Raw genomic sequence first — 23,436 nt, forward strand, 5'->3', positions numbered from 1 at the left:
GTTTCCTTCTCCTAAGTGTTTCACGTTTTTAACATGAATTTCCCCTAACTAATTTGTAACATGAAACTATGAAGAATTTAAGGAGATTGTTCAAAAACGCCATAAAAAAACAGACTCCTTGACAGGATGCCTGTTTTTTGTTGCATTTGGTTATATGATTAAGATGCCATTTTACGGCATTCTTCTGCACACTTAAAGCATGCTTCAGCACATTTTTGGCAATGGTCGTGATCATGCATTTTGCATTCATTTCCGCATGCTTCACAAATATTCGCACAAAGGCCGCAAATCTGCTTTACAAACGGGCTGTTTGACTGCATTGATTTTGCAGCAAACGCGCAAATATCAGCACATTCCCTGTCCATTCGAATACAATCTGCCATCATTTTTAAATCTTCTTCTCCAAAACATGCATCATAACATACATAACATGCTTCCATACATTCAAGACAAGCTTGGATACATTGTTCATATGACTGGTTGTACACTTTATCACCCTTCTTTTATATCTTCTGCATAATTAATCTACCCCTACATTGATAGAGTAAACTGCATATTTCCTGCATATTTATCAGCTTAAAAATCTACAATTATGACGTACTGTTTCCAAAGAAAAACGGAATATGAGAGGTCCCACATTCCGTTCATCTTTTTACTTAAGAATTCCTTTTTCAACTATAAGTTCCCAATTGCTTCCGCTATCTTTTGTAAAATAAATATTCCCATTAAAAGAGACAAAGGTCATCTCCTGCTCATTCTGAGGGTTTTGAGCAAAATACATAACTGCATCCTCTTTCATCTCAGGCAAAGTGATTTCCGTTTCAGATTTATCAGATAGGGAACGCTTTATTAATTTGGCATTTCCATCGTAAGTTCCATATATCAGGCTGTCATCTGTAAAGAATACTGATGTACCTTGTCCGCCTTCTGTAATTTTTTCAAAATTTTCTCCTTTATCGTCGGATAGATAAATAGCCTGCTGTCCCGCTGCCGCCAAAAAATCTGATTTTTGCGGATGTACGGCCACACTGATTAATGTATCTTGAAGTCCGTTAGCTGGTACTTCTTTCCATGTTTTAGCCTTGTCTTCACTTAAGTATAATTTTTCAGTCTCCATAATCGAGTTTTTATGTGGGTTCATGACAAAGATCGCCTGATTTTCATATCCTACTCCCATGACATGGAAATCTGTTTCTCCTTCAAGAGCCATCATTTCAAGTGTCTGTCCGTTATCAGTGCTCTTTTGAATACCTAAAGGATTAGGAAGATTGGAATCCTGCCCTGGATGCCCGCTTGTATAAAAACCTTCTTTTGTGGCACTAAAACCCATATAATCATTGTTTTGCTCTTTTGTTTTATACCATTTTCCATTTTCAAAAATTTTTAAGCCATCATGGGTAGCAAAGAAAGGAGCTCCTTGGTTCCCCGCATAGCCAACACCATGGATGTGATCAATTTTCCCATCAAACGGTTCAAAAAATTTATGGTTTGCTATAATCTCTTTATTGTCATCTGTATTTTGGCTCTCTGTTTGCCCATTCTGCTCCTCGACTGCAGTTTCGTCTTCCGTAACTTTCGGTTCTTCGTTTTGGCCGCACGCGCTTAACCCCAATGTAAGTCCAGCAGCAATGATCCATAATTTCTTCAACTTCCTCACTCCAACATTCTATTTTTCTGCTTTTGTGTCTTATAAGTGTCTAAAATAACAGCTTGCTAATGGAAAAGCAAGGAGAATAGCCACTTTAAAAGCTGTATTTTAAGTAGAGGTTACTAAAAACTTATGCAAAAAGTGTGCACGAAAAATGATAAATCAATGAAAATTTAAATATATCAACGAAAACATGTATTTTATCAGCGAAAAGTCCAATATATCAACGAATCGGAAAAATTCAGCTTTTATTCATCTAAAATAAAATAAAGAGCGGAGATTCATCTCTCCGCTCTCACTTTTATTTCTGTAAGCCAGGCCCATTTCGTTCTTCTTTATACGGCTCTTCTTTCTTCACATACGAGAAGTCATTTCGATTGACTGGTACAAACCCTTCTGGCTGATAGAATCGCAGCAGGTCTTTGTAAACAATGTTATCTGACATTTCAAGCTCTTTTTTCGCCTGGTCTGATAATGGTGCACACACGCTCGCTTCAGCAATTTCGCCTGTTTCAGTGTAGTAGCATGTCTCTTCCACTTGTGTAAACTCAGGTGAAATGAAATCTCCGTTTCGGAAAGGCACGACTTCGCGATGCTTTTCAGATAGTAAGTCTGAACCCATTTCTAAATAATCCTTTGTATCGATACCCAGCAAGTGAAGTAATGTGGGGCGCACATCCACCTGTCCGCCAATATTATGGTTTACCCCACCATCAACTCCAGGTACATGAATAAACACCGGTACTCTCTGCAGCTGTGCATATTCGAAAGGAGTAATTTCTTTCCCGATGACCTCTGCCATCGCCTCATTATGATTTTCCGATATTCCATAGTGATCACCATACATGACAACAACTGTATTATCATATAAGCCAGATTCTTTTAAGTCATTAAAGAATTGCTCAAGAGCCTGATCCATATAGTTGGCTGACTGGAAATAGTGATTGACAACATTATTATCTGTTTCTGCCGCTGGAAACTCTGTATCCCACTCATCCATCTTAAATGGGAAGTGATTCGAAAGTGTTATAAATTTTGTATAGAATGGCTGCGGCAAGCTTGACAGCAGCGGCATGGATTCCTTGAAAAACGGCTTATCCTTCAAGCCATAGTTTTTCGTATTTTCATCGTTCATATTGTAGTACTCTGCGTCAAAAAATTTATCATACCCCATTGTTTTATACATTTCGTTCCGATTCCAGAATGTTTTATAGTTTCCATGGAAGGAAGCGGAAGTATAGCCTCTTGATTTTAAAATGGCAGGTGTTCCATGAAAAGTATTTTGCGCTTTCGTGACGTAAACTGCCCCCTGTGACATTGGATATAAGGAAGTATCCATAATGAATTCCGCATCAGATGTCTTTCCCTGGCCAGTCTGGTTAATGATGTTATCAAAATAAAATGTTTTTCCATCATGGGCAAGGGAGTTTAAGAATGGCGTCACTTCTTTTCCATTTAGTTTGTAGTCGATGATAAAGGTCTGGAGTGACTCCATGGAAACGAAAATAACGTTCATACCTTCCGCTTTTCCATAGAATTCAGGATTTGGCGGAGCATACTTGGCTTTCACGTAGTTTTCCACTTCGGTAACATCATTATTATCCGCTAGCGCTCTCTGACTTGCAGATTTGGCATTTTGCACAATATCGTATACGGTAAAGTTATAGGCACCAAGATATTTAACTAAATAATTGCGGTCAAATGAGCGGGTCAGCAGTTCCGGACGATCACTTTCAGCAATTTCGAGGTTGATGAAAAAAACAATGATTCCTGCTGCGATTACAGCCAGAGCAGGTTTTCTGCTAACTTTCCTTCCAGGTTTGTACCATTTTTTTATCGCAAGAAAAATCAGTAAAAGGGTATCGGTAAAATAAAAGATATCTAAAGGAGACATTAAAGAAAGAGCACTGTCCCCAAGCTGTCCTCCATTCACTTTTGCCTGCATCAAGACTGGCACGGTAATAAAGTCGTTAAAGAATCGGTAATAAACGACATTTGCATACAGCAAAAAGGATAAAAAGAAGTTTAAGCCGATTAACATCCCGGACTGAATCTTTCCTTTAAAAAACAGGGCAAATCCTAGGAATACCAGAGTAGAACTTAATGGATTCAGAAATAGCAAAAACCTTTGTACATCATTATTAATTCCTAAATTAAACTCAATTAGATACGCAATATACGTTTTTAGCCAAAACAGAATAACTGCCAGAAAAAAAACAGCCAGGCTGCTTTTCGCCAGCTTTTTAGGCGATTTTAAAAACTGTCCCATAATGTTTCACCTCTTAAATTGTAAACATGCGAAAAACTTAGCAGCAGCTAAGTTTTTTTATTTTTAAGTAAATATGTAAAGCTACCATTAATTCTTGGTGAATGAATGTAAAATAATATAGCACAGTTTCAGCCTAATGAAAACAAAAATCCCTGCTATATCTTTCGCCTTTTTCTTGCAAAATACTACAAACTTAAAATAGCGCCGCAAATATTTCACTTTAAACGAATTGAATCTGGTGGTAAAATGGATTTTCCTTTCATAATATTGCTTCTTGGCGAGTAATGATTTTAAAAGGGTACAAGCTAAAATTAATTACAAATGATTGGAGAATCCTCATGAAGGAACGTTTTTTATTTTTTACTGCAGGGCTTCTTATACTAACGATGGGAGTTGCCCTAATTATTAAGTCGAATCTTGGTGCTTCTGCATGGGATGCATTAGCTGTCGGTGAATCTCAAATGTTCAACTTAACGGTTGGCACCTTTGTATTCATAAATGGAATTGTACTGATTTTTCTTAATGCTTTTTTAATGAAGAAAAAGCCTGAAGTGCTTGCAGCGATTTCAATCCTGATTATTGGGGCCCTTATCGACTTTTGGCTTCTGATTATCTTTAAGGATCTATCTCCCGCTACACTTGCAGGACAATCCTTTGTCTTATTATTTGGCATAATGGCAATGGGGGTCGGTGTTGCGATCTATTTGCAGGCAAAATTCCCGGCAAGCCCGATGGATACACTGATGGTTGCCATCCACACCCGTTTTGGTTTAAACCTGAGGAACTCCCGTATTATCAGTGAAAGTTTCGCCCTCCTGCTTGCCTTTTTATTTAGAGGAGCTATTGGCGTTGGAACCATTGTAGTGACACTGACACTTGGATTGGTTGTGCAATTCTTTTATCCGAGATTTGAAAAGATGCTTGAAAAAATGCAGGCACCGAAAAAGCCGATTATTACTGAATAGAAAAAAACAGCCTGGTTCTGATCGACAGGCTGTTTTTTATCTTTTTAATACCGTAAAATCTTTCCACTCTTCCGGCAGCAGAGCCTGATACTTTGTGTGTAAATACCGGTCATCAATTAAGACAATTATTCCTGTATCGTTTTCAGAGCGTATCAGTCTTCCTCCTGCCTGCAGGACTTTATTCATTCCAGGGTAAGTGTAGGCATAGTCATACCCATTCTTTTCTTGCTTATGAAAATAATTTTTCATAATATCTCGTTCCAACCCTATCTGGGGAAGTCCAACTCCAACCACAAACACTCCATTCAGCCTGTCTCCTTGCAGGTCAACTCCTTCCGAAAAAATTCCGCCCATAACTGCGAACCCAAGAAGTGTTTCTTCTGCATTTGGTATAAATGCTGCAAGGAAATCTTCCCTTTCCCCTTCTTCCATTCCTGGCCTCTGTATGATGGTCCTAATGTGCAAATTCTCATCCAGAAATCGTCGATATACCTCTTCCATATACTGATAGGATGGAAAGAAAATAAGGAAATTGCCTTTATTGCCTTTCAGCATATCCTTAATTGTTTTAATAATGGGTTCAATAGACTCCCCACGATCATGAAATCTTGTTGATAGAGGTTGAATGTAAACCTCAGTCTGGTCCTTTGAAAAGGGAGATGGAATAGATAATGTGTAGTCATCCTTAGAAAAACCAAGCATGTCTTTAAAATAGTTTAACGGCTTTAGAGTAGCCGAAAAAAAGATGGTCGACTTAAGCCCTTTCCCTGCCCGCTGCAAAAGATATGAAGGATCCAAACAGAACAATTTGATTCGGATATCATTCCGTTGTCTTTGGATATAAGTAACAAATCTTTCATCATACAGCTGTCTGATCCGGATAAAGCTTTGGACAGCAAAGTATGTATCCAGTAATTCGAATTCAGCTACATGCTTATTCAGGAAAAGATATTTCTCAGCACAAACTGCAAATTCTTGGAGCCCCTGAAGGAGTTCATCCGGATAATCCTTTTCTACAATTGCCTGGCGTTCACCGCACTTCTTTCTCAGCTCAATAAATACTTGATTCACCCGCTTAGCACTTTGTTGAATCCCCTCGTCCATCCCTTTAAAGTTCCTGCTCAACTGCAAAAAGGATGACTTATCCAATGAAGATGAATACATCTCCCTTGCACGGTCGACCAAATTATGTGCTTCATCTACAAGGAGAACGGTTTTCTTTTTTTCTTCTTCTATGAAGCGCTTAAGAGACACCCGGGGGTCAAATATATAATTATAATCACCAATAATGGCGTCCCCTGCATAAGCTGCATCCAATGAGAATTCAAAGGGACATACTCTATGCTTTAGCGCATATTTTTCAATGGTTTTTCTATCTATCAAGTTTTCATTTGCCAGAAGGTCGAGAATAGCTCCATTTATCCGGTCATAATATCCATTGGCAAATTCACAGTACTCCTTTTGGCAATTGGTTTCTTCCTTAAAGCATATTTTGTCCTTTGCTGTAATGGTTACCGTTTTATGATTCAATCCGCATTGTTCCAACAATTTTATGGCTTCTTCAGCTGCCTGGCGGGTGATGGTTTTTGCCGTTAAATAAAAGATTCGCTGGATTTCTCCTTCCCCAATGGCTTTTATAGCTGGAAAAAGAGCCGAAATAGTTTTTCCGATTCCGGTAGGAGCGTTGGCATACAAGCTTTTTCCCTCGGCAATCGTTTTATAGACTGCACCCGCGAACTTCCTTTGGCCTTTGCGATAGTTAGGAAAAGGAAAGCCCAATTCGCGGATGCTTTTCATCATATCCTTTTTGTGCAGCATCCTCATTTCTGCGTAAGGAGCGTAGGATTTCAATAGTTCCTGTATAAAATGTTCCAGTTTTTCATAGGAAAAACTTTGCCTAAATCTCTTCTCTTCATTTGTATCACTCTGAACATAAGTCAATTGAACGGTCATCCTTTTTAAATGATGATCCCTGGCATACATAAAAGCATAGCACTTTGCCTGAGCCCAATGTACAGGATATGTATCCTCGTTTATGTCTGTTATTGGCCGGGAAACAGACTTAATTTCGTCTATTATTCGTTCATTGTTTCTGTGAAGCAGTCCATCGCAGCGACCCTCCAGAGTAAATTCCAGATTTCCATAAAATAAGTCGGCAAGCAAATGCACTTCCTTTTGGTCGTCCTCCCCATACCGTTTCTGAATGCGCTGATGTACCCTGGTTCCCTCCGAAAGGGACAATGCAGAGCGAAAACCTGTTTCAATGCTGCCGCTTTTATACACATATTCAACTAGCGACCTAACAGATAGTTTCACTTTATCTTGCATCGATTTGGCTCCTTATATTAAATAATGACCTTATTATAGCACATATGTTCTATATAAGATAATATTTGCAAAAAGCGGAAATGACGATTTACACTTAAATAAGCAGAACTTAAAAAGGGGTGTGAAGGTATTGTTCAAATTAGGGCAATAGCGAACAAATGGTGAAAAAATTTATACTTTGGACGATGTCTCTATGTGCTGTTTTATTTCTCGGTGTTCTAGCCTATTTAGCTTCAATGGATATGATTTCAGATAAAGTAATGACTGAAGTGGCTGGGAGCATTACTGAAGATGATATTAAGGTGCTTTCGAATGACCCTGCTGTTAAAGATTTAATTGAAAGTCATTCAGTTTCTACAGTTAATTTAGAAGAGACCTCTTTGCCAATCACTACAAAAGAGGAGGCTGTTAATAAGATTTCTCAAGACTTCTCCGTAAAAGAAATCCGCAAGGTAGCTTCGAAAGTAAAAGGCGGCCTGACTCCTGAGGAGAAAAGTGAAATATACTCTCTTTTGACTGATAGGTTAACAGAAGAAGAACTCACTGCTTTAAAAATTATTGCCATAAAGGAAATGAAGAAATAATTAATGCTCAGCTAAGGTCTGACAATTCCAACTAAAGAACTGTTTGTTTTTTTATTCTGAAAATTTGGTTATTTGACCAGGCAAGATTGGTTCCTCCTCATAAATTATAAGGGAAGGAGGGATCAATAATGTACCAATTGGCATTATTATATTTAGCTTGTATGCTGGCAGGCTATGGTTTGACAATGGTACCTGTTACTGCAGTCATTACATCAGGTATTACTAGTTTCTTCACTATTGTCGGCGGCCTGGCCATGCTTGTATTCGGTCTAGCCATTCTTTATCTTGGCGTAAAGGCCTTGCTCGGAAGGTAAGCTTCATTTGATTATTTATGCATCGGCTAATGCCGATGCTTTTTCCTTTTTGCCCCGACTACCTTTACTCAGCCAGGAAAGGCACATTGCTTTTTAACAGTTCTGACCAATGTTATAATGATTCAAAAAGTCATGGAGGATTATAATTTGCAATCTTTAAAAGACATCGGGCAAGAAGTAATAAATAAAAAGCTTGAAATAACGAAACAATTCAATGGGCTTTTAGAGGAAGGCTATGTAAAGCGTTTAAAAGCTTCACAACACGATTTAGATGCAGTAAATGAATGGAGATCCAACCTCATCGGTTTTTTGGGAGAAGCGATCATGGAGAGGAATCCAGAATCTGTGGAAGAAAAAGTCGCTGAATGGGCAAAGGCTACAGGCGAAGGAGCAGTTGAAAGCCAGCTTCCGTTGGATAAAGCTCTAAAAACGATTAGCGCATACCGTTCTTTAACTTGGAAAGTGATTAAAGAATATGTAAAAACTAATTCTGTTGATCCAATGGAGCTTATCGAGGTATCAGATATTATTGACCCTATTTTGGATAACGCAGCATCCATATTTAGCGCTTCCTATGTAAAAGACCATAAACGCTCTTTGGATTTAGCAAAAGAAGCAATTCAGGAACTATCCGTACCTGTTATTGCACTAACCAAGGAAGTAGCAATTTTGCCGTTAATTGGCGAGCTCGATACATATCGTTCGAAGGTTTTGATTGAAAAGTCATTGCAAAAATGCTCAGAGCTAAAGGTTAATACGCTGATTGTTGATATGTCCGGGGTCGCGATTATCGATACAATGGTTGGACATGAAATTTTCCAGGTCGTAAAGGCTTTAAATCTGATTGGTGTTAAAGCCATTCTGACCGGTCTTAGGCCTGAAATTGCCCAATCAGTCGTTCAATTGGGTGTAAGTTTCGCAAATATCCAGGTGATGAGCAATCTTCAAGCCGTTATTTCACAAATGTCTATAGAAAATAGCATTTAAAGAAAGCCAGGCAGCACACATTGATTGTGCAGCCTGGCTTATAATGGGAACAGTTAATCGGCTGGGTAACCCTGAGGTGAAGCGAGCTCAATTCCATTTTTATAAAAGGTTTCCGCAATTCCATGACGCAGACGGCTTTCAAAATTTTGCTTTGCTTCAAAATGGGCAACTGGGACTTCGATAAGAAAATCCATGGCTTTATTGCGAAAATCAACAAAACGGATATCTGGAGGTGGTTTAAGCAGCACCCCGTCTGCATTTGGAATCTCCCGTACTACTACTTCGTGGAGCAGTTCTTCGACTTTTTCTGTATCTGTTCCATAGGCAACACTTATCAGTACTTGTGCCAGCATTTCTGAACCTGTCCTGTTTTTTATTATTTGTTCTATAAAATACTGGTTTGGTACGATTAGCGTCCCCTCTTTGGCTGTCCGGATGATCGTTGATCTTAAACGAATACTTTCTATTTTTCCTATCTTATTATTGATTTCGATCATCTCCCCAATTTCAACCGGCCTTTCGAACAAAATGATAATACCTGAAATAAAGTTTCCGGCAACATTCCTCATACCGAAACCAATACCAATTCCAAGGACGCCCAATATCGCAGCTGCAGCGCTTAAATCCAGCCCTACGGTCGTTAAGCTTATCCCAAGAGCAGCAATCATAACCGTGTAGTAGACCATCCGGTTGAATGAGTAACCTAATCCTCTGTCGACCCCGTAAAACTCATAAACAGATGTTAACAGATATTTGGTTAATACCTGAACCAGCCGGTGTGCAAGCGAAACAGTTAAAAATGCGACGATAAGTAATTTGAGAGTAACATCTACTTCACCTGCGGTGAACAAGATGTAAGAAAGCCACTTTTCCTTGGAAAAGTAAAACAGAAAGAGAATGATAATCCCATAAAAAGCGGCCCAATTTACTAATGAGGCAACTCCTTGAAGAATACGCTCGTTTTGGATCGACTTCTTTTTCCCCGTTTTATTCAAGACCGTGTTGATCATCCATTTTGCAGCCAAAATTACGCCAGTAAAAAAGAGAAATAGTGCAGCTTCTTGTATAGTTACATTTTTTATTAATAGTATAGATACATTCAATTCTTCCATATAACACTCACCTGTTTAATTGCTAATGTTTATCTATTCCTTCTTTTAGGGCTTATTAAACAGAAGAAGCGTTCAAACCAGCTTTGTGTTTAACAATGACAAAAAAAAGGAAAGGTGAATATTAAATACATAATGTAAGGTTGGGGTATGTGAATGTGGATTAACAAACCATTTTTTAAATATGCAACAGGCATAATTTTGGTTTTAATCATCATTTTTCTTTTAGGAAAAATTGATTACTTTCTGTGGCCAATCCGTGCTTTGATTGCCACAATCTTTTTTCCTTTACTAATTGCTGGTCTCTTCTATTATATTCTAAGGCCGCTCGTTAGGCTGGCTTCCAATATCATGCCAAAAACAGCAAGCATACTACTAGTGTTTGCGGCGGTAGCTGGCTTGATATACTTAGGGAGCAGTTTTGCCGGATCCTTGATAGGCAATCAAATTACCGAATTAACCGGGAATTTGCCTGAAAAAGTAAAGGATGTATCCAAAGAAACAGAAGAAGTGGTTGAAGAAAACAATATGGGAATGTTTTCATACAAGAATCTCGAGAACAAGGCTGTCTCCTATTTTAAATCGATTTTATCCGGTGCAGGCGAAAACATCATGAATATATTCAGTACGATTACCAGCATCGCTACAGTACTCGTCGTTGTACCTTTTATATTATTTTACTTTTTAAAAGATGATCATAAGCTTCGCCCCTTCCTATTAAAATATTTGCCGGATAAACACGAGCATGAGGGGAACAAAATTCTTACAGATGTGGATAAAACCTTATTTTCCTATGTCATTGGACAGTTCATTATCGCAGTTGTTGACGGGACACTTATGTACATTGGTTTCCTCATTATTGGTCTTGATTACGCTTTAATCTTGGCGATTTTTGCGATGTTCCTGACAGTCGTCCCATTTCTCGGCCCCATTCTGGGAGTAATCCCTGCCATTTTTGTCGGCATGATGCAAAGCCCAACAATGGTGCTTAAAATTTTAGGCGTACTTGTTGTTGTACAGCAGCTGGAAGGAAATCTTGTATCTCCTTATGTAATGGGCCATAGGCTGAACCTTCATCCCTTAACGGTCATTATTTTGCTGCTCGTAGCAGGATCCCTGTACGGCTTCATCGGAATTCTCATAGCCATTCCTTTATACTCAGTTATTAAGGTGCTGGTCAAAGACTTCAAGAGATTTTACAGATTAAGAACAAGAGAAAGTATTTTATCGGAAGAATAGTTAGTTGTTTAGTTGGAGCTGCCAAACCGGCAGCTCCTTTTTTGGGGAGATAATTCGAATGATATGAATCTTTATTAATAAAACAGTATAATAGGAATTGTATGGAAATATTTTGAGAGGGGTTTTATCATGGCTTACCCAAACACAAACGAAACAATAAGTTTATTAAAAGAAATCGTGTCTATCCCGAGTCCTTCCGGAAATACGAATGAAGTGATTAAATATGTGGAAAAGTTTTTAAATGAGCTGAATGTAGAAACTAAAAGAAACCGCAAAGGCGGTCTGATTGCAACTCTGCCAGGCAAAGATGATGCCAATCATCGGATGCTCACAGCACATGTCGATACTCTTGGTGCGATCGTAAAAGAAATTAAACCGAGTGGTCGCCTTAAAATTGATTTGATAGGCGGTTTCAAGTACAACTCTATTGAAGGCGAATATTGTGAAATTGAAACGTCCTCCGGCAAAAAATTTACCGGCACAATACTTATGCACCAGACCTCAGTCCATGTATACAAGGATGCCGGCAAGGCAGAAAGAAACCAGGATAATATGGAAGTCCGTATAGATGAAAAGGTTCAAAATGCAGAGGATGTCCGCGCTCTTGGCATTGAGGTCGGGGACTTTGTTTCCTTCGATCCTCGCGTTCAAACGACACCTTCAGGGTTTATTAAGTCCCGCCACCTTGATGACAAAGCAAGTGTCGCCATCCTTCTACAGCTTATTAAACAGGTGAAGTCGGATAATATTGAGATGCCATATACAACTCACTTTCTTATTTCCAATAATGAAGAAATCGGCTATGGCGGCAACTCAAACATCACACCTGAAACGGTAGAGTATCTGGCTGTCGATATGGGTGCTATGGGAGATGGGCAATCAACAGATGAATATACAGTTTCCATATGTGTAAAGGACGCAAGCGGCCCCTACCATTACGAATTAAGAAAGCGGCTTGTTCAGTTGGCACAAAAGCATGAGATTGGCTACAAACTCGATATCTATCCTTTCTACGGATCCGATGCATCAGCTGCTATCCGTGCCGGACATGATATCGTACACGGATTGATTGGGCCAGGAATTGACTCTTCCCATGCTTTTGAGCGTACACATGAAGGTTCAATTGAAAATACAGCCAAATTGCTGTACCACTATGTACAATCAGAGATGGTACTATAATGTTATTTTAAAAAAACTGCACCTCCAATTGTTAGATGTGCCTAACAATTGGGGGAGGGCAGTTCATCTTTATGGCGTTTTTTCTATTTCCGGGGGCCTCTTCCCTCTTTGCAGCTCCCAGATGGAAAGGCCGAAATCCATTTGCAGGTGAGGATTATCCTTAAAATGCTTCCAGTCCCCTCCCCATTCAAAACCGAGGTCCTTGGCAATCCCGACAACCTCCAACCAATCTGCTCTGGCATTGCCATTCCCGTCGTATTGCATGTCCCAAATCACCTGGCCATCAACAGACAGCAGCGCAAAATCAATGGCCAGTCCAAAGTTATGGTAAGACTCTCCGCCCTTTGCATGTGTAACAATGCTGCCTTCTTTTGAACGCCCGTTTTCATAAAGGGCGTCCTGCTCTTCGATACTTCTAAAATCCTGGGTAATCACCACATTAATCCCTCTATCTGCGGCCTTCGCAATGAGCTCATCCTTCTTCTCTTCAACCACAGGATGCAGAGCGGTTGGAGGCGGCACATCTTTTAAAAATGGTTCTTTTGCTTGCTGTATATATTGATAGAAAATGAGTCCAACTGTAGTTATGACTAATAAAAATAGAAGAAAGCTCCCTAATTGTTTAAAAAACAAAATATTATGTCCTTTCTTTGCTAGGTCTTGAAGTAGATACGTCTCTTATTTTAGCAAGATTTTGAGGAAAGTTCACTTATAAGAGGCTGTATTGTACCAATGGGATTTTTGGGCTACGAAACCGGCTGTTTTGCGCCCTTTTCACGTCGATTAAAACAGTTACTTCGTTCATTTCAACCTGCCTTACATCGTGGGTCGTTGAATGTGTCGAAATCTGCTTTTTTCGTCGAACCGTACTCTATTTACGTTGTCAAAGGGTTATGTGTCAACTCCTACCTTTGCTCACAGCACTTATTACATATATAAACTTAAGAGATAAATTACTATTTTATAACCAAAAAATACGCCGGCAAGAACCGGCGCATTCCTTCATTAATGTTATTATTGATTTTCCATCCATTCTGGTTTGCCAAAGCCTTTGAACTGTTCATCAATGACTTTCTCAAATTCAGCTGACTCAACAGCCTCTTTTAGGTCTTTGGCAAATTGGGCATCTTCATTTTTCGTGTCAATGACCACACGATTGCGGTATTGATCCGGCATTTTTTCAAGCTGCAGTGCATCAAGCAGATCCATTTTTGCAGCTAAGGCAAAGTTCCCTGGAACAGCTGACAAATCTACACTGTCTACCGCACGAGGAAGCTGGGCAGCTTCGATTGGTTTAAATTTAAGGTTTTTTACATTGTTTTCTACATCCTTCTCAGAAACAGTAAGCGGATCTGCATCCGGATTTAATGTGATTATTCCTGCATCCTCGAGAATCAAGAAAGCGCGTGCTGCATTTGTTGGATCGTTTGGAATAGCAATCGCTGCACCGTCTTCAATTTCTTCAAGTGAAGCGAACTTTTTAGAGTAGATTCCCATCGGTGCGGTTGGAACCACCACTACCTCCGATAACTCGATGTTATGTTCTTTTGCGAAGTTTTCCATGTACACTTTATGCTGGAATAAGTTTGCATCCAGATCTCCTTTTGAAAGAGCCAGATTTGGCTGGATATAATCACTGAATTCAACTACTTTCACTGTATAGCCTTTATCTTCAAGTACTGGTTTAATTGCCTTGCTAACCATGTCACTGTATGGGCCAGATGTAGCCCCGATTGTAACTTCCTTTTTATCGCTGCTTGCTTCTGAGGATGAATCTTCGCTGCCGCATGCTGCCAATATGCCCAATGTAAGTACAAGCATGAATAGTAATCCAAGTTTTTTCATTTCCCTTTTCCCCCTGTTATGTTTTTTAGACTATCGTCTATAGGTTCGATTCATTTAGTGGAGGTTTAAGGCTATCGCCGAGATTCCGCCGCCCCCACTTCTTTATCTATCTTTTATCAACTAATCTTGCAATCCTGTCTCCAGCAAATTGGAATATTTGGACCAGGCAAATTAGAATAATAACGGTTGTAAACATAACTGTATTATCATATCGGTAATATCCAAAGCGAATGGCCAGGTCACCCACACCTCCGCCGCCAACAATGCCTGCCATCGCTGAGTATGCGACAAGGCTGATGACTGTGATTGTAATCCCCTGGATAATTCCAGGTTTTGCTTCAGGGACAAGGACGTCCTTTATAATCATCCACGGTGATGCTCCAACAGCTACAGCTGCTTCAATCACCCCTTTATCGATCTCACGCAAAGACTGTTCGACCATTCTTGCGAAAAAGGGAATGGCTGCTACTGAAAGTGAAACAGATGCTGCAGTCGGTCCAATGGTTGTGCCAGTAATCAAATTGGCTAAAGGCAAAAGTGCAATCAGCAAAATAATAAATGGAATAGACCGTACCATATTGACGGTAAAGCCAACAATACTTTTAAAAGCTGTATTCTCCAAAAATAGCCCTTTATCTGTTACAAATAGCAGCACGCCTGTCGGCAGGCCCACAACAATGGCTATTATTATTGAAATGCCAACCATATAGATTGTTTCAAAGAATGCTTTATTTAGTTCTGGCAATATACTTAATAAACTATCAAGCTGCATCCCGAATCACCTCCAAATTTCTTGTTCGATCAGTAATATAATGGATGGCACGTTCTATCTCGAGCGGCGCACCTGTAAGTTCCATCACAAATATCCCAAGCGGTGTTTCCTGTATATACTCAATTTTTCCGTGAAGAATATTACCTTTAACTTTAAATTGCTGAAATACATCTGAGATGACGGATTCCTCTGCGATGCTGCCCTGGAAATATATTTTTATAATCTTTCCATTCCGTTCCTTTAAAAGCTTTTCGGGCAAATCAAATTGAAGGATACTGTTAATAAAGTCTTTTGTCAGCGGCTGCTGAGGATTTGAGAAAAGATCGTACACTTTTCCCTCCTCGATCACTTTTCCATCCTGCATGACGGCCATCCGATCGCAAATATCTTTAACAACCTCCATCTCATGGGTGATTAATACAATGGTTAAACCAAGCTCTTTATTAATTTTCTTCAAAAGTGACAGGATCGATTTCGTTGTGCTCGGGTCCAATGCAGATGTTGCTTCATCGCATAGGAGGACGGATGGATTGTTGGCCAATGCCCGGGCAATTCCAACCCTTTGTTTTTGACCTCCGCTTAACTGTGAAGGATAGACATCCCGCTTATCCGTTAACCCCACCATATCAAGCAATTCTTTCACTCTCGCATCTATTTCGCTCTTGGTCTTATGTGCTGCTTTTAAAGCAAAAGCTATATTTTCAAAGACTGTTTTCGAACTAACCAGGTGAAAATGCTGGAAAATCATACCGATTTTTAATCGTGCCTGGCGCAGCTCTTTTTTTCCTAATGAGGTTAAAGATAGTCCATCAATTTTTATTTCCCCTGAAGTCGGCTTTTCCAATAAGTTTAAACACCTGAGCAACGAGCTTTTACCTGCACCGCTGTATCCTACAATTCCGAAAATTTCTCCTTTTTCCACTGTAAGCGACACATGGTCAACACCTGTTACTCTCCCTTTTTTTGTTTCATACACTTTTACCATATCTTTAATTTCTATCATGCAGATCCCCCCGTTCATTCGCCCCTATTTCAAATAATCTATTAAACTTGCCTGTTGATTTCCGCTCCAAACAACAAAGCGCCAAAATCATCAAACAGTTTTAATATAGCCTTTTTCAAATAAAAAACCTCTTTCCATTCGGAAAGAGGCATCGCGTATGTATTACGACTTATCTTTCAGAATAAAATCATTCTGCAGGAAGTGGCACCGTTCCAAAATGGAGGTTGCCGGACGTCATTGGGCCTGATCCCTCAGTCACTCTTGATAAGTTAGCTATTAAGTTGTTAGTGAAAATATTATATCCATACAAAAGAATTGTCAATAAGCTTTTTATATTCAAACAATTAAAGGAAACGCTTTCAACGTTGCGGCTGTAAGAAAAAAGTTTTTATAGGAAATATTTATAATTGTTTGTTTTGTTTTAATAGATGTCCTGCGGGTAAATAAAAAGCAAGAAATAATTAGACAAGGAGGAAATTCCAAAATGAATCGAGACCAAACAAACGGCAATGTTGATCAATTAAAAGGCGAACTGAAAAAACAATACGGCAAATTTACAAATAATGAATCAAAAGAAGCTGAAGGAAATATGGATAAAATGAAAGGCCAAGCTAAAGAAAAATGGGGCGATGCCAAAGAAGCCCTCTCCAAAACTTTTAATGATTCAAGAGATTAATAAAAAAGTAACCAACGCGTTCGAGCCGTTGGTTACTTTTTTTCATTTCTATGTTTCATTCCAATATAAATGGGTAATAAATTAAAAAGCTGTTTTCGCACCAATGTAACGTGGCTTCCAGTAGGAATTATTCATGTCACTGATTTCTACACCTCGAGATGAACCAGCATGAATAAACTTGTTATTCCCAAGATAAATTCCTGCATGGGATGGACCTGCTTTATACGTTTCAAAGAAGACAAGATCCCCTGCTCTTGGTGTTGAAACTGACCTTGTAGCACTCCAAATGGATGCTACAGTACGAGGAATGGAGATTCCTACGTTGCTATATACATAGTTAAGGTAGCCGCTGCAATCAAATCCTGACGGCGTGCTTCCCGCCCATGCGTATGGAACACCTATATATTTCTTTGCTTCTGCTATAAGCTCGTCAACCTGTGATGCAGTCTGGGCTGCTACTTTCGTTTCTGTTGTCTGGCTAACTGCAGTCCCTTTAACCTTTAAAGTTTGGCCTGCATAAATAAGATTAGAAGAAAGATTATTCATTGCCTTTAATTGTGAAACCGATAAGTTATGGCGAGATGCAATTCCGGAAAGAGTGTCGCCTCTTTGAATTTTATAGACACTGCTGCTTCCTGAAGAAGCTGTTGCTGCAGGTACAGATACACTTTGAGATGTGCCTTTGACCTTAAGCTTTTGGCCTGGATAAATGGTGTCACGGCTAAGCCCGTTTAAATTCTTAAGAGCGCTGACGGAAAGGCCATGTTTTCTTGCAATTCCCCATAAAGTATCGCCTGATTTCACTGTATAGCTGACTGCTCCACTGCTTGATGTACCAGTTGAAGCCTCATGACTGTGCGGTGCCAACAGAGATAAAGACTGCCCTGTATAAATCGTCGAACCAGAAATGTTATTCCATTTCTTTAATTCTTCCACTGACAGATTATTATTAATGGAAATTCTCCACAATGTATCGCCTGACTGAACTTTATATCTATTTTCATGAGCACTTGCTTCACCATTGAACGTTGTAAACAATAAACCAGCTGTCGCAGCCATTGTAAGTAGTTGTTTTTTCAAGTTGTACACTCCTTAAATTTCTTTGACAACCTAATATTAGTAATAAAACTAGTAAAATCCTACCTGAAAATATTGGAGGGATTGGTAAAACTATCTCCCCGTTCCCAAACTTCCCTTAATAACCTAACTCTTCCAATGGAATCTAGTAAATTTAACCCAGAAAATAATAGAAATTTAAACTATTAATGGAAACACAAGAGCAATATACCCCAAGTTGATTGAATATTTACAATAAACTTTTTAATAGAAAATACCCCCAAAAATAAAAAAATCCCGTTCTTTAGCTGTTTATCTTACTTTTAATAACGAATATAAATAAAAAAAGCCGGTCTAAGGACCAGCTTTTAATTAATGACTGTTTTTCTCCAAACTCTTTTGTTCTCGATTCGGTTTGTAAGTCCCATGGAGTCGAGCCTCTCTAAAAAAGGAATCATATATTTCCTGGAAAGTCCCAGGACTTCCTTGGCATCTCCAACTTCGAATTCAGTACCTGTATCTTTTTTTAGTTTGTCTACTGCTTGTCCGAAATGGTCTCCATGCCAATAGAATTGCCCATCAAGTGGCACAATTGTTCCCTGCTCTTCTAAGAAACGCTTCAAATCTCCTTTTAGAACTTCTGGAATCCCAGCAGAAAAATAATAGTCATCGAAATGCTTTACTTTTAAACCATCCTTTTTTAATTCAGCCAGAAGATTCTCGATGCGTTTTTGCCAGTTTTGCGGGATGTGCGGATGGAAATCGGCATTTTGCAAGTATTGCCCTTTTCTTCTGAAAATTTCACCTTCAGTTCCAAGGCTTATCACAAATTCAACAAGCATTTTAGGATATTCTCTCAGCATAATCTGAAGAAGTTCTGCTTTATTTAACCCCTGCTTCATCGGGTTCTCATGATGAAACTCATGTAAACGGTCATATATTTCTTCTTCAATACTTTCTTTTATAGCAGCAAGTGTAAATTCTTTGCTGTTTATATTAAGGAAATCTGCATCCGACAGGGATTCTTTTACTGTCATTTCATCTAGTGATGTTCTGGTAATTATTTCGGAAAGCGACAAACTCTTACCTTCCGTTAACGCAGCCATGATTCTATCTTTAGGGCTGCCCTCTTTTTTCTTGCTTAATTCCTCTATGGTTTTTAATCCAAACCGATATTTCTCACCGTTAGGATCAATTACCCAGCCGCCTCCGATTGTCTCCTGGGGACTTGGCCTCCTCAAAATAAACCGGTCTCCTCTTTTGGTTACAATCTCCTCGTCCAATCGCAGCTGGCAGAGAATTTCTCCATCATTATCGTTTAATTCATTACGATCGAAAAATACAATTCTTCCCATTACTTCAGCTGTCCCAATATGGCATTTAATCGGCATCCGCTGTTTTATAATATGTTCAAGATTTTCAACCATTCTAACAGCTACATCAATGGTTTTCGTTACGCTAAAATGCTCAGAAGAAACAAGCACTTCTCCACGCTCAATGTCTTCCTTAGATACCCCGGAAAGGTTAATTGCTGCCCTTTGCCCTGCAAAGGCGGTAGTTGCAGGCTGATGATGCACCTGAAGCTGCCGAGCTCTTACCTCAAGTCCTTTTGGCAGAATCTTAAGAGGCTGCCCTTCTTCAACCCATCCTTCATAAACCGTTCCTCTTACTACCGTTCCTTGCCCCTTTACGGTGAATACCTGATCAATCGGCAGGCGGAAAGCCCCTTTCGCATCCCGGGTATCCTGTTCTTTCAAAGTATGAATGATTAACTGCTTTAGTTCATCAATTCCGTTAAGGGACAGACTATCTGTTAATACGAAGGGAACATGTTCAAATACTGTTCCTTTAAGTTCCTCGATTATTTCTTCCTTTACAAGGTCAATAAATTCCTCTTCTACTCGATCAATCTTCGTAATAGCAACAATCCCATTTCGGATCCCAAGAAAATCAAGAATCTCCAGGTGTTCTTTTGTTTGCGGCATTACCCCTTCATCAGCAGCAACTACTAAAACGACTAAGTCTATTCCCGCTACACCGGCTATCATCTGCCGTATAAAGCGTTCATGTCCGGGAACATCCACGACAGATATTTGAATTTCCTCATCTTCATATAAAGGTGCAAACCCGAGCTCTATGGATATTTGCCGTTCTTTTTCTTCTTTCAGCCTATCAGTATCTACATTCGTTAAAGCTTTAGTTAAAGTTGTTTTTCCATGGTCGATATGACCTGCCATGCCTATAGTAAAATATCTCTTCGTCAAATCTGCCACCTACTTCTATATACGTTCTTTTTAACTGTATCCTGAAAAAAAGAATCTTTCAATAAACAGGTATTATAAAGACAAGAAAGCCCCCACTGCACCGCTGTATTCCCCATTCTTAATAAAAACCGGATTTAAGCCAAGCATGTTGGTATAATGCTCTAAGCGGTTCTTAAGCAGCTTATTATTTTTGAGAGTATTTCCAATATAAACGATGTCTTTAATTTGATGCTGGGAAGCAGACTGCATACTTAAAAGTACAATCGTTTCTGCAATCATATTGGTTAGGCTTGCTATTTTATCCTCATTGCTTACCTCTTCATTAATGCGGACTTTTCCAAAATTGCTGGCGGTCAGGCTGCCGTCTATTGGAGGTTTGGAGGGGTGGTAGATATCTTTAACCAGCAAATCTGCAGCCGCAGCTTCCCCTTTTCTTGCCAGAGAAACCAGCTCTGAAAAGCCGGTTTCTCCAGTAAGCAATTTCCCCAGCCCCAAAAATGTGCCTCCGCCGATACCGCTCCCTAATATTCGGGTATATTCCCTGGCCTTGATAAGATAAATGGATGTACCGGTTCCAATATTAATGAGCAAATAGTTTTCCTTCGTTTTCCCTTCCTGCTTCATCAAAAAATCTGCTCCTTCACAGCTTGCCTTAAATTCAGAAACAGGAATGGCATTTGGAAAGAAATCATTTTTTAGTAATTCTGATTGGCCGCCTGTCAATGCTACTGATGCCCCAGCAGCAGTCATCTTCAGCCAATTCATTGAATTCTGTAAGTCATCCATTGAATAAGTCTTATAGTGAAAGCGTCCACTTTCTTCATAAACCATTTTCAGCAATGTACCGCCCGCATCTATCCCAACTTTAACAGTTCTCATGAAGATTCCTCCTTTCTTGCAGATTGCCTACCTTTTCCTTTTGAACGGCATCAGCAGCAAAAGAAACAGCAATATGGCAGCCCCTTCAAGTGATAATATGTAAACAGGGTACGGACCAAAATAATCCAATAAAGAGGCATTATCCGGTTTATAGGACAGGAACATATAATTTCCGTCTGTAAGTTTGTTTGCCATAAAAGCAACAGCTGCACTTATATTTAAAAATAGGACGGACATGAGCATTCCTTTACCTGTTGGCCTATATTGATGGACAAACACAAAATACAGGCATGTCCAAATAATAAGATCATGGGTAATAAAAAATTGAAAATAACGAAAGTGGGGAAAGCCTAAAAACAGCTCGGGAGTCAGGAGGGCCATCAAAGCACCGACTATCCCAATGAAATAAACAATTTGGAAAATGGCTTTAGATTTAGTTGCCAGTAAAACCAAACATAGAATTAGGCTAATCGAACAGAGATGGAGTGGCAAAGTGTAGGAAATATCCCAATAACCACCTTTGTAAAGCCATATATGATAGAAGAGTTCCATCGTAAAAAGCAAGAAAAACATTACCTTCCTGACTTGTCCGTCAATGTGGCGAAGGCGATCACGGAATATGAACATAATACCGGAAACTGCAGCAAATAAGGCAAGCATTAAAAGATGAGAACCTGTAAAAGCAATAAAAGGGAAAGCATTATAATCATGAGAAAAAACTCCGGCCATAATAACTCTCTCCCTTCAGAACATTTATCTTTTAAATTAATGTTTAATTGCTACATTCCTTCTTTAAGCAAAGGCTTTGTTAAATTTGCCTCTTGATTTCCGCTCCAGGCGCTCCCTTTCCGCAGGCGGTCGGGGAGCGCGCCTTTGTGGGTCTACCTTTGAAACGCTGCTCCTGCAGGACATTGAATAAGCACCTCGAATAAACCCGCACGAAGAACATGCCAATTCATTTTCGAGATCTCGCGCCATCCACTCCAATCAGCAGGGTGCTAAAATCAACAAAGCCAAAACAAAAGAATATGGAAACAAAGAAGATTACGATAAAAGATCATCTCAATGGGGATATGGATGAAAAAATATTATCTATTTAACATGTTTACTGTGCAACCCTTACTGATTAAACCAAAGCGGATCATCATTATCAACTTCTCCATTATAATTTATCAGTATTTCTTCTCCCGCCTTTATATCCTTATAGGCAAAAAAATCAAAAGTGTGGTTATCAAAATTAATATCATAAACAGCATTTGGTTTATAGGAATGGTTGAAAAGCATCCCATAGCCTAATAGAATTGCACTGTGTTTAGCTCCGTATTCGAAGGCATAATCAGCAAGAGCGGTTTTTTCTATATGCTGATGCTCTTCATTTGGGTAAGGCAGGACTGGTGCTTCATGGATCAGCTCACCCTTTTTAATATCACGTGTGGCAAATACTCCTCTGTTATGTTCGCCATCACTTAGCGTAGATGTTTTGATTTCAATCATTTAGTTACCTGCTCATTCTCGTCTATGACGTGTTTTATTTTTATGTTTGACAGTTATGTCTAAAGAAATAACTTTTAAAGGAATTTAGGGAGATCATATCTTATTTTCCGATAAGCTTATATTCTCCAAATTCTAGCTTTTTGGTGGTTTCAAGCTGTATTAATTTAGGGAACCCCAGTTGAATTTTTTGTGAGAACAATGGGCCGTCATATACAAACGTATGATACTCTCCCGATTCTCCCATTGGGCAAACAGCTTTTTTTTGGATATCTTGCAAAAAGGCAGCATCAAGTTCCCTGCCCAGCCAGGACGGATCCAGTACATCCTCTCGAACACGAATTACTCTGGCCATATAACCTGATTTCACAAAGGTTTCTAGTGCCTGGATACTATCTTTTTCCTCCATCCAGAGAGGATAAACAGCATTAATTCCTGCTTCTTCTGCCACCTTTTCACCCCAATGGCGATGTCCTGCTAAGTACAGGTCACCATATGCAATGCCTGTAAGATTAAACTTATCTTTTAATTTTTTTAATTCACTAATATAACGTTCTGTGTACTCTTCAAAGGAACAAGAAATGAATTCTACAGGTATAGATAATGCTTTAGCCTGAAGATGAATCAATTCGGTCTTTTCACCATGGCCAAAAGTTCTGCCAATCTCTGCTGGTACAGTTGTTATCAAACATGCAACTTCCACACCCTGCTTTACTAAAACCTCCAAAGCCAGGCAGCTGTCTTTGCCTCCGCTCCACGATAAAGCTACTCTATTAGCCACATAATCACCTTCTTACCTTTCAAAATTTGCAAAGGATAGGCTAGCTA

The 23,436-nt window shown here is 39.3% G+C and carries 22 protein-coding genes and 1 riboswitch; of the genes, 7 read left to right on the top strand and 15 right to left on the bottom strand.

The features are described 5' to 3' along the window. Positions 1-158: 158 nt before the first annotated feature. The 3 genes from DFO73_RS21755 to DFO73_RS21765 all read right to left on the bottom strand — a co-directional run bounded on the left by DFO73_RS21755 (position 159) and on the right by DFO73_RS21765 (position 3,917). Positions 159-488 carry a four-helix bundle copper-binding protein gene (locus DFO73_RS21755; RefSeq protein WP_110066796.1) on the bottom strand — a complete coding sequence of 110 codons (330 nt, stop codon included), beginning with the start codon at positions 486-488 and terminating at the stop codon, positions 159-161. A gap of 164 nt (positions 489-652) precedes the next feature. Then, on the bottom strand, positions 653-1,648 hold the full coding sequence (locus DFO73_RS21760) for a F510_1955 family glycosylhydrolase (RefSeq protein ID WP_375137343.1): 996 nt from the start codon (positions 1,646-1,648) through the stop codon (positions 653-655). A 301-nt stretch (positions 1,649-1,949) separates the two neighbouring features. Continuing rightward, positions 1,950-3,917, bottom strand: a complete 1,968-nt coding sequence (locus DFO73_RS21765) for an LTA synthase family protein (protein WP_110066798.1) — start codon at positions 3,915-3,917, stop codon at positions 1,950-1,952. 338 nt (positions 3,918-4,255) lie between these two features. Between DFO73_RS21765 and DFO73_RS21770 the strand changes: the two genes are divergently transcribed. Continuing rightward, complete coding sequence (locus DFO73_RS21770) at positions 4,256-4,882, top strand: YczE/YyaS/YitT family protein (protein ID WP_110066799.1); 627 nt, start codon at positions 4,256-4,258, stop codon at positions 4,880-4,882. 36 nt (positions 4,883-4,918) lie between these two features. Here the strand turns inward: DFO73_RS21770 and DFO73_RS21775 are convergent, their stop codons facing one another. Beyond that, positions 4,919-7,210, bottom strand: a complete 2,292-nt coding sequence (locus DFO73_RS21775) for an ATP-dependent DNA helicase (protein ID WP_110066800.1) — start codon at positions 7,208-7,210, stop codon at positions 4,919-4,921. A gap of 158 nt (positions 7,211-7,368) precedes the next feature. Here DFO73_RS21775 and DFO73_RS21780 point away from each other — a divergent pair, with 158 nt between their 5' ends. From DFO73_RS21780 to DFO73_RS21790, 3 genes are all read left to right on the top strand, one after another. Further along, on the top strand, positions 7,369-7,794 hold the full coding sequence (locus tag DFO73_RS21780) for a hypothetical protein (RefSeq protein ID WP_258309689.1): 426 nt from the start codon (positions 7,369-7,371) through the stop codon (positions 7,792-7,794). Between the two features lie 128 nt (positions 7,795-7,922). Beyond that, complete coding sequence (locus DFO73_RS21785; RefSeq protein ID WP_110066801.1) at positions 7,923-8,108, top strand: hypothetical protein; 186 nt, start codon at positions 7,923-7,925, stop codon at positions 8,106-8,108. 147 nt (positions 8,109-8,255) lie between these two features. After that, positions 8,256-9,095, top strand: a complete 840-nt coding sequence (locus tag DFO73_RS21790) for an STAS domain-containing protein (RefSeq protein ID WP_181396090.1) — start codon at positions 8,256-8,258, stop codon at positions 9,093-9,095. A 53-nt stretch (positions 9,096-9,148) separates the two neighbouring features. Here DFO73_RS21790 and DFO73_RS21795 read toward each other — a convergent pair whose 3' ends face one another. After that, entirely contained in the window at positions 9,149-10,207 is a 1,059-nt protein-coding gene (locus tag DFO73_RS21795; RefSeq protein WP_258309690.1) for a mechanosensitive ion channel family protein, read from the bottom strand. A 153-nt stretch (positions 10,208-10,360) separates the two neighbouring features. On the opposite strand from DFO73_RS21795, the gene DFO73_RS21800 reads away from it, so the two are divergent. Then, positions 10,361-11,443, top strand: coding sequence for an AI-2E family transporter (locus DFO73_RS21800; RefSeq protein ID WP_110066803.1), 1,083 nt, complete (start codon positions 10,361-10,363; stop codon positions 11,441-11,443). 129 nt (positions 11,444-11,572) lie between these two features. Next, on the top strand, positions 11,573-12,622 hold the full coding sequence (locus DFO73_RS21805; protein WP_110066804.1) for a M42 family metallopeptidase: 1,050 nt from the start codon (positions 11,573-11,575) through the stop codon (positions 12,620-12,622). A gap of 69 nt (positions 12,623-12,691) precedes the next feature. Here DFO73_RS21805 and DFO73_RS21810 read toward each other — a convergent pair whose 3' ends face one another. From DFO73_RS21810 to DFO73_RS21825, 4 genes are all read right to left on the bottom strand, one after another. After that, a complete protein-coding gene (locus DFO73_RS21810) occupies positions 12,692-13,255 on the bottom strand; it encodes a M15 family metallopeptidase (protein ID WP_110066805.1) in 564 nt (187 codons plus the stop codon). A 381-nt stretch (positions 13,256-13,636) separates the two neighbouring features. Further along, on the bottom strand, positions 13,637-14,467 hold the full coding sequence (locus tag DFO73_RS21815) for a MetQ/NlpA family ABC transporter substrate-binding protein (RefSeq protein ID WP_110066806.1): 831 nt from the start codon (positions 14,465-14,467) through the stop codon (positions 13,637-13,639). Between the two features lie 106 nt (positions 14,468-14,573). Beyond that, the gene (locus DFO73_RS21820) at positions 14,574-15,239 is read right to left on the bottom strand and encodes a methionine ABC transporter permease (RefSeq protein WP_110066807.1); all 666 of its coding nucleotides are present in this window, start codon (positions 15,237-15,239) and stop codon (positions 14,574-14,576) included. Beyond that, positions 15,229-16,242 (bottom strand): methionine ABC transporter ATP-binding protein, encoded by a 1,014-nt coding sequence (locus DFO73_RS21825; protein ID WP_110066808.1) that lies wholly within the window; start codon positions 16,240-16,242, stop codon positions 15,229-15,231. The genes DFO73_RS21820 and DFO73_RS21825 overlap by 11 nt, the downstream gene beginning before the upstream one ends. Positions 16,243-16,408: 166 nt before the next feature. Further along, positions 16,409-16,513, bottom strand: a riboswitch (SAM riboswitch). 213 nt (positions 16,514-16,726) lie between these two features. Here DFO73_RS21825 and DFO73_RS21830 point away from each other — a divergent pair. Further along, positions 16,727-16,918, top strand: coding sequence for a CsbD family protein (locus DFO73_RS21830; protein ID WP_110066809.1), 192 nt, complete (start codon positions 16,727-16,729; stop codon positions 16,916-16,918). 81 nt (positions 16,919-16,999) lie between these two features. Here the strand turns inward: DFO73_RS21830 and DFO73_RS21835 are convergent, their stop codons facing one another. The 6 genes from DFO73_RS21835 to DFO73_RS21860 form a co-directional block, all read right to left on the bottom strand. Beyond that, positions 17,000-17,998: a C40 family peptidase gene (locus DFO73_RS21835; RefSeq protein WP_110066810.1), complete on the bottom strand. Its 999-nt coding sequence runs from the start codon at positions 17,996-17,998 to the stop codon at positions 17,000-17,002. 344 nt (positions 17,999-18,342) lie between these two features. After that, on the bottom strand, positions 18,343-20,211 hold the full coding sequence (gene selB, locus DFO73_RS21840; protein WP_258309696.1) for a selenocysteine-specific translation elongation factor: 1,869 nt from the start codon (positions 20,209-20,211) through the stop codon (positions 18,343-18,345). Positions 20,212-20,310: 99 nt separating this feature from the next. Then, the gene (gene coaW, locus DFO73_RS21845) at positions 20,311-21,117 is read right to left on the bottom strand and encodes a type II pantothenate kinase (RefSeq protein WP_110066812.1); all 807 of its coding nucleotides are present in this window, start codon (positions 21,115-21,117) and stop codon (positions 20,311-20,313) included. 27 nt (positions 21,118-21,144) lie between these two features. Continuing rightward, a complete protein-coding gene (locus DFO73_RS21850; RefSeq protein ID WP_110066813.1) occupies positions 21,145-21,846 on the bottom strand; it encodes a YwaF family protein in 702 nt (233 codons plus the stop codon). Between the two features lie 390 nt (positions 21,847-22,236). Further along, the gene (locus DFO73_RS21855; RefSeq protein WP_110066814.1) at positions 22,237-22,611 is read right to left on the bottom strand and encodes an SET domain-containing protein; all 375 of its coding nucleotides are present in this window, start codon (positions 22,609-22,611) and stop codon (positions 22,237-22,239) included. A gap of 100 nt (positions 22,612-22,711) precedes the next feature. Further along, entirely contained in the window at positions 22,712-23,389 is a 678-nt protein-coding gene (locus DFO73_RS21860) for a diphthine--ammonia ligase (protein ID WP_110066815.1), read from the bottom strand. Positions 23,390-23,436: the final 47 nt, after the last annotated feature.

The organism is Cytobacillus oceanisediminis (genome assembly GCF_003182355.1).
Classification (GTDB): domain Bacteria; phylum Bacillota; class Bacilli; order Bacillales; family Cytobacillaceae; genus Cytobacillus; species Cytobacillus oceanisediminis_A.

What these genes read in the sequence shown, in the direction of transcription:
- DFO73_RS21765 (WP_110066798.1), bottom strand. Translation starts at nt 3,917, where the DNA reads ATGGGACAGTTTTTAAAATCGCCTAAAAAGCTGGCGAAAAGCAGCCTG.
- DFO73_RS21770 (WP_110066799.1), top strand. Translation starts at nt 4,256, where the DNA reads ATGAAGGAACGTTTTTTATTTTTTACTGCAGGGCTTCTTATACTAACG.
- DFO73_RS21775 (WP_110066800.1), bottom strand. Translation starts at nt 7,210, where the DNA reads ATGCAAGATAAAGTGAAACTATCTGTTAGGTCGCTAGTTGAATATGTG.
- DFO73_RS21780 (WP_258309689.1), top strand. Translation starts at nt 7,369, where the DNA reads ATGGTGAAAAAATTTATACTTTGGACGATGTCTCTATGTGCTGTTTTA.
- DFO73_RS21785 (WP_110066801.1), top strand. Translation starts at nt 7,923, where the DNA reads ATGTACCAATTGGCATTATTATATTTAGCTTGTATGCTGGCAGGCTAT.
- DFO73_RS21795 (WP_258309690.1), bottom strand. Translation starts at nt 10,207, where the DNA reads ATGGAAGAATTGAATGTATCTATACTATTAATAAAAAATGTAACTATA.
- DFO73_RS21800 (WP_110066803.1), top strand. Translation starts at nt 10,361, where the DNA reads ATGTGGATTAACAAACCATTTTTTAAATATGCAACAGGCATAATTTTG.
- DFO73_RS21805 (WP_110066804.1), top strand. Translation starts at nt 11,573, where the DNA reads ATGGCTTACCCAAACACAAACGAAACAATAAGTTTATTAAAAGAAATC.
- DFO73_RS21815 (WP_110066806.1), bottom strand. Translation starts at nt 14,467, where the DNA reads ATGAAAAAACTTGGATTACTATTCATGCTTGTACTTACATTGGGCATA.
- DFO73_RS21820 (WP_110066807.1), bottom strand. Translation starts at nt 15,239, where the DNA reads ATGCAGCTTGATAGTTTATTAAGTATATTGCCAGAACTAAATAAAGCA.
- DFO73_RS21825 (WP_110066808.1), bottom strand. Translation starts at nt 16,242, where the DNA reads ATGATAGAAATTAAAGATATGGTAAAAGTGTATGAAACAAAAAAAGGG.
- DFO73_RS21830 (WP_110066809.1), top strand. Translation starts at nt 16,727, where the DNA reads ATGAATCGAGACCAAACAAACGGCAATGTTGATCAATTAAAAGGCGAA.
- selB (WP_258309696.1), bottom strand. Translation starts at nt 20,211, where the DNA reads ATGGCAGGTCATATCGACCATGGAAAAACAACTTTAACTAAAGCTTTA.
- coaW (WP_110066812.1), bottom strand. Translation starts at nt 21,117, where the DNA reads ATGAGAACTGTTAAAGTTGGGATAGATGCGGGCGGTACATTGCTGAAA.
- DFO73_RS21850 (WP_110066813.1), bottom strand. Translation starts at nt 21,846, where the DNA reads ATGGCCGGAGTTTTTTCTCATGATTATAATGCTTTCCCTTTTATTGCT.
- DFO73_RS21855 (WP_110066814.1), bottom strand. Translation starts at nt 22,611, where the DNA reads ATGATTGAAATCAAAACATCTACGCTAAGTGATGGCGAACATAACAGA.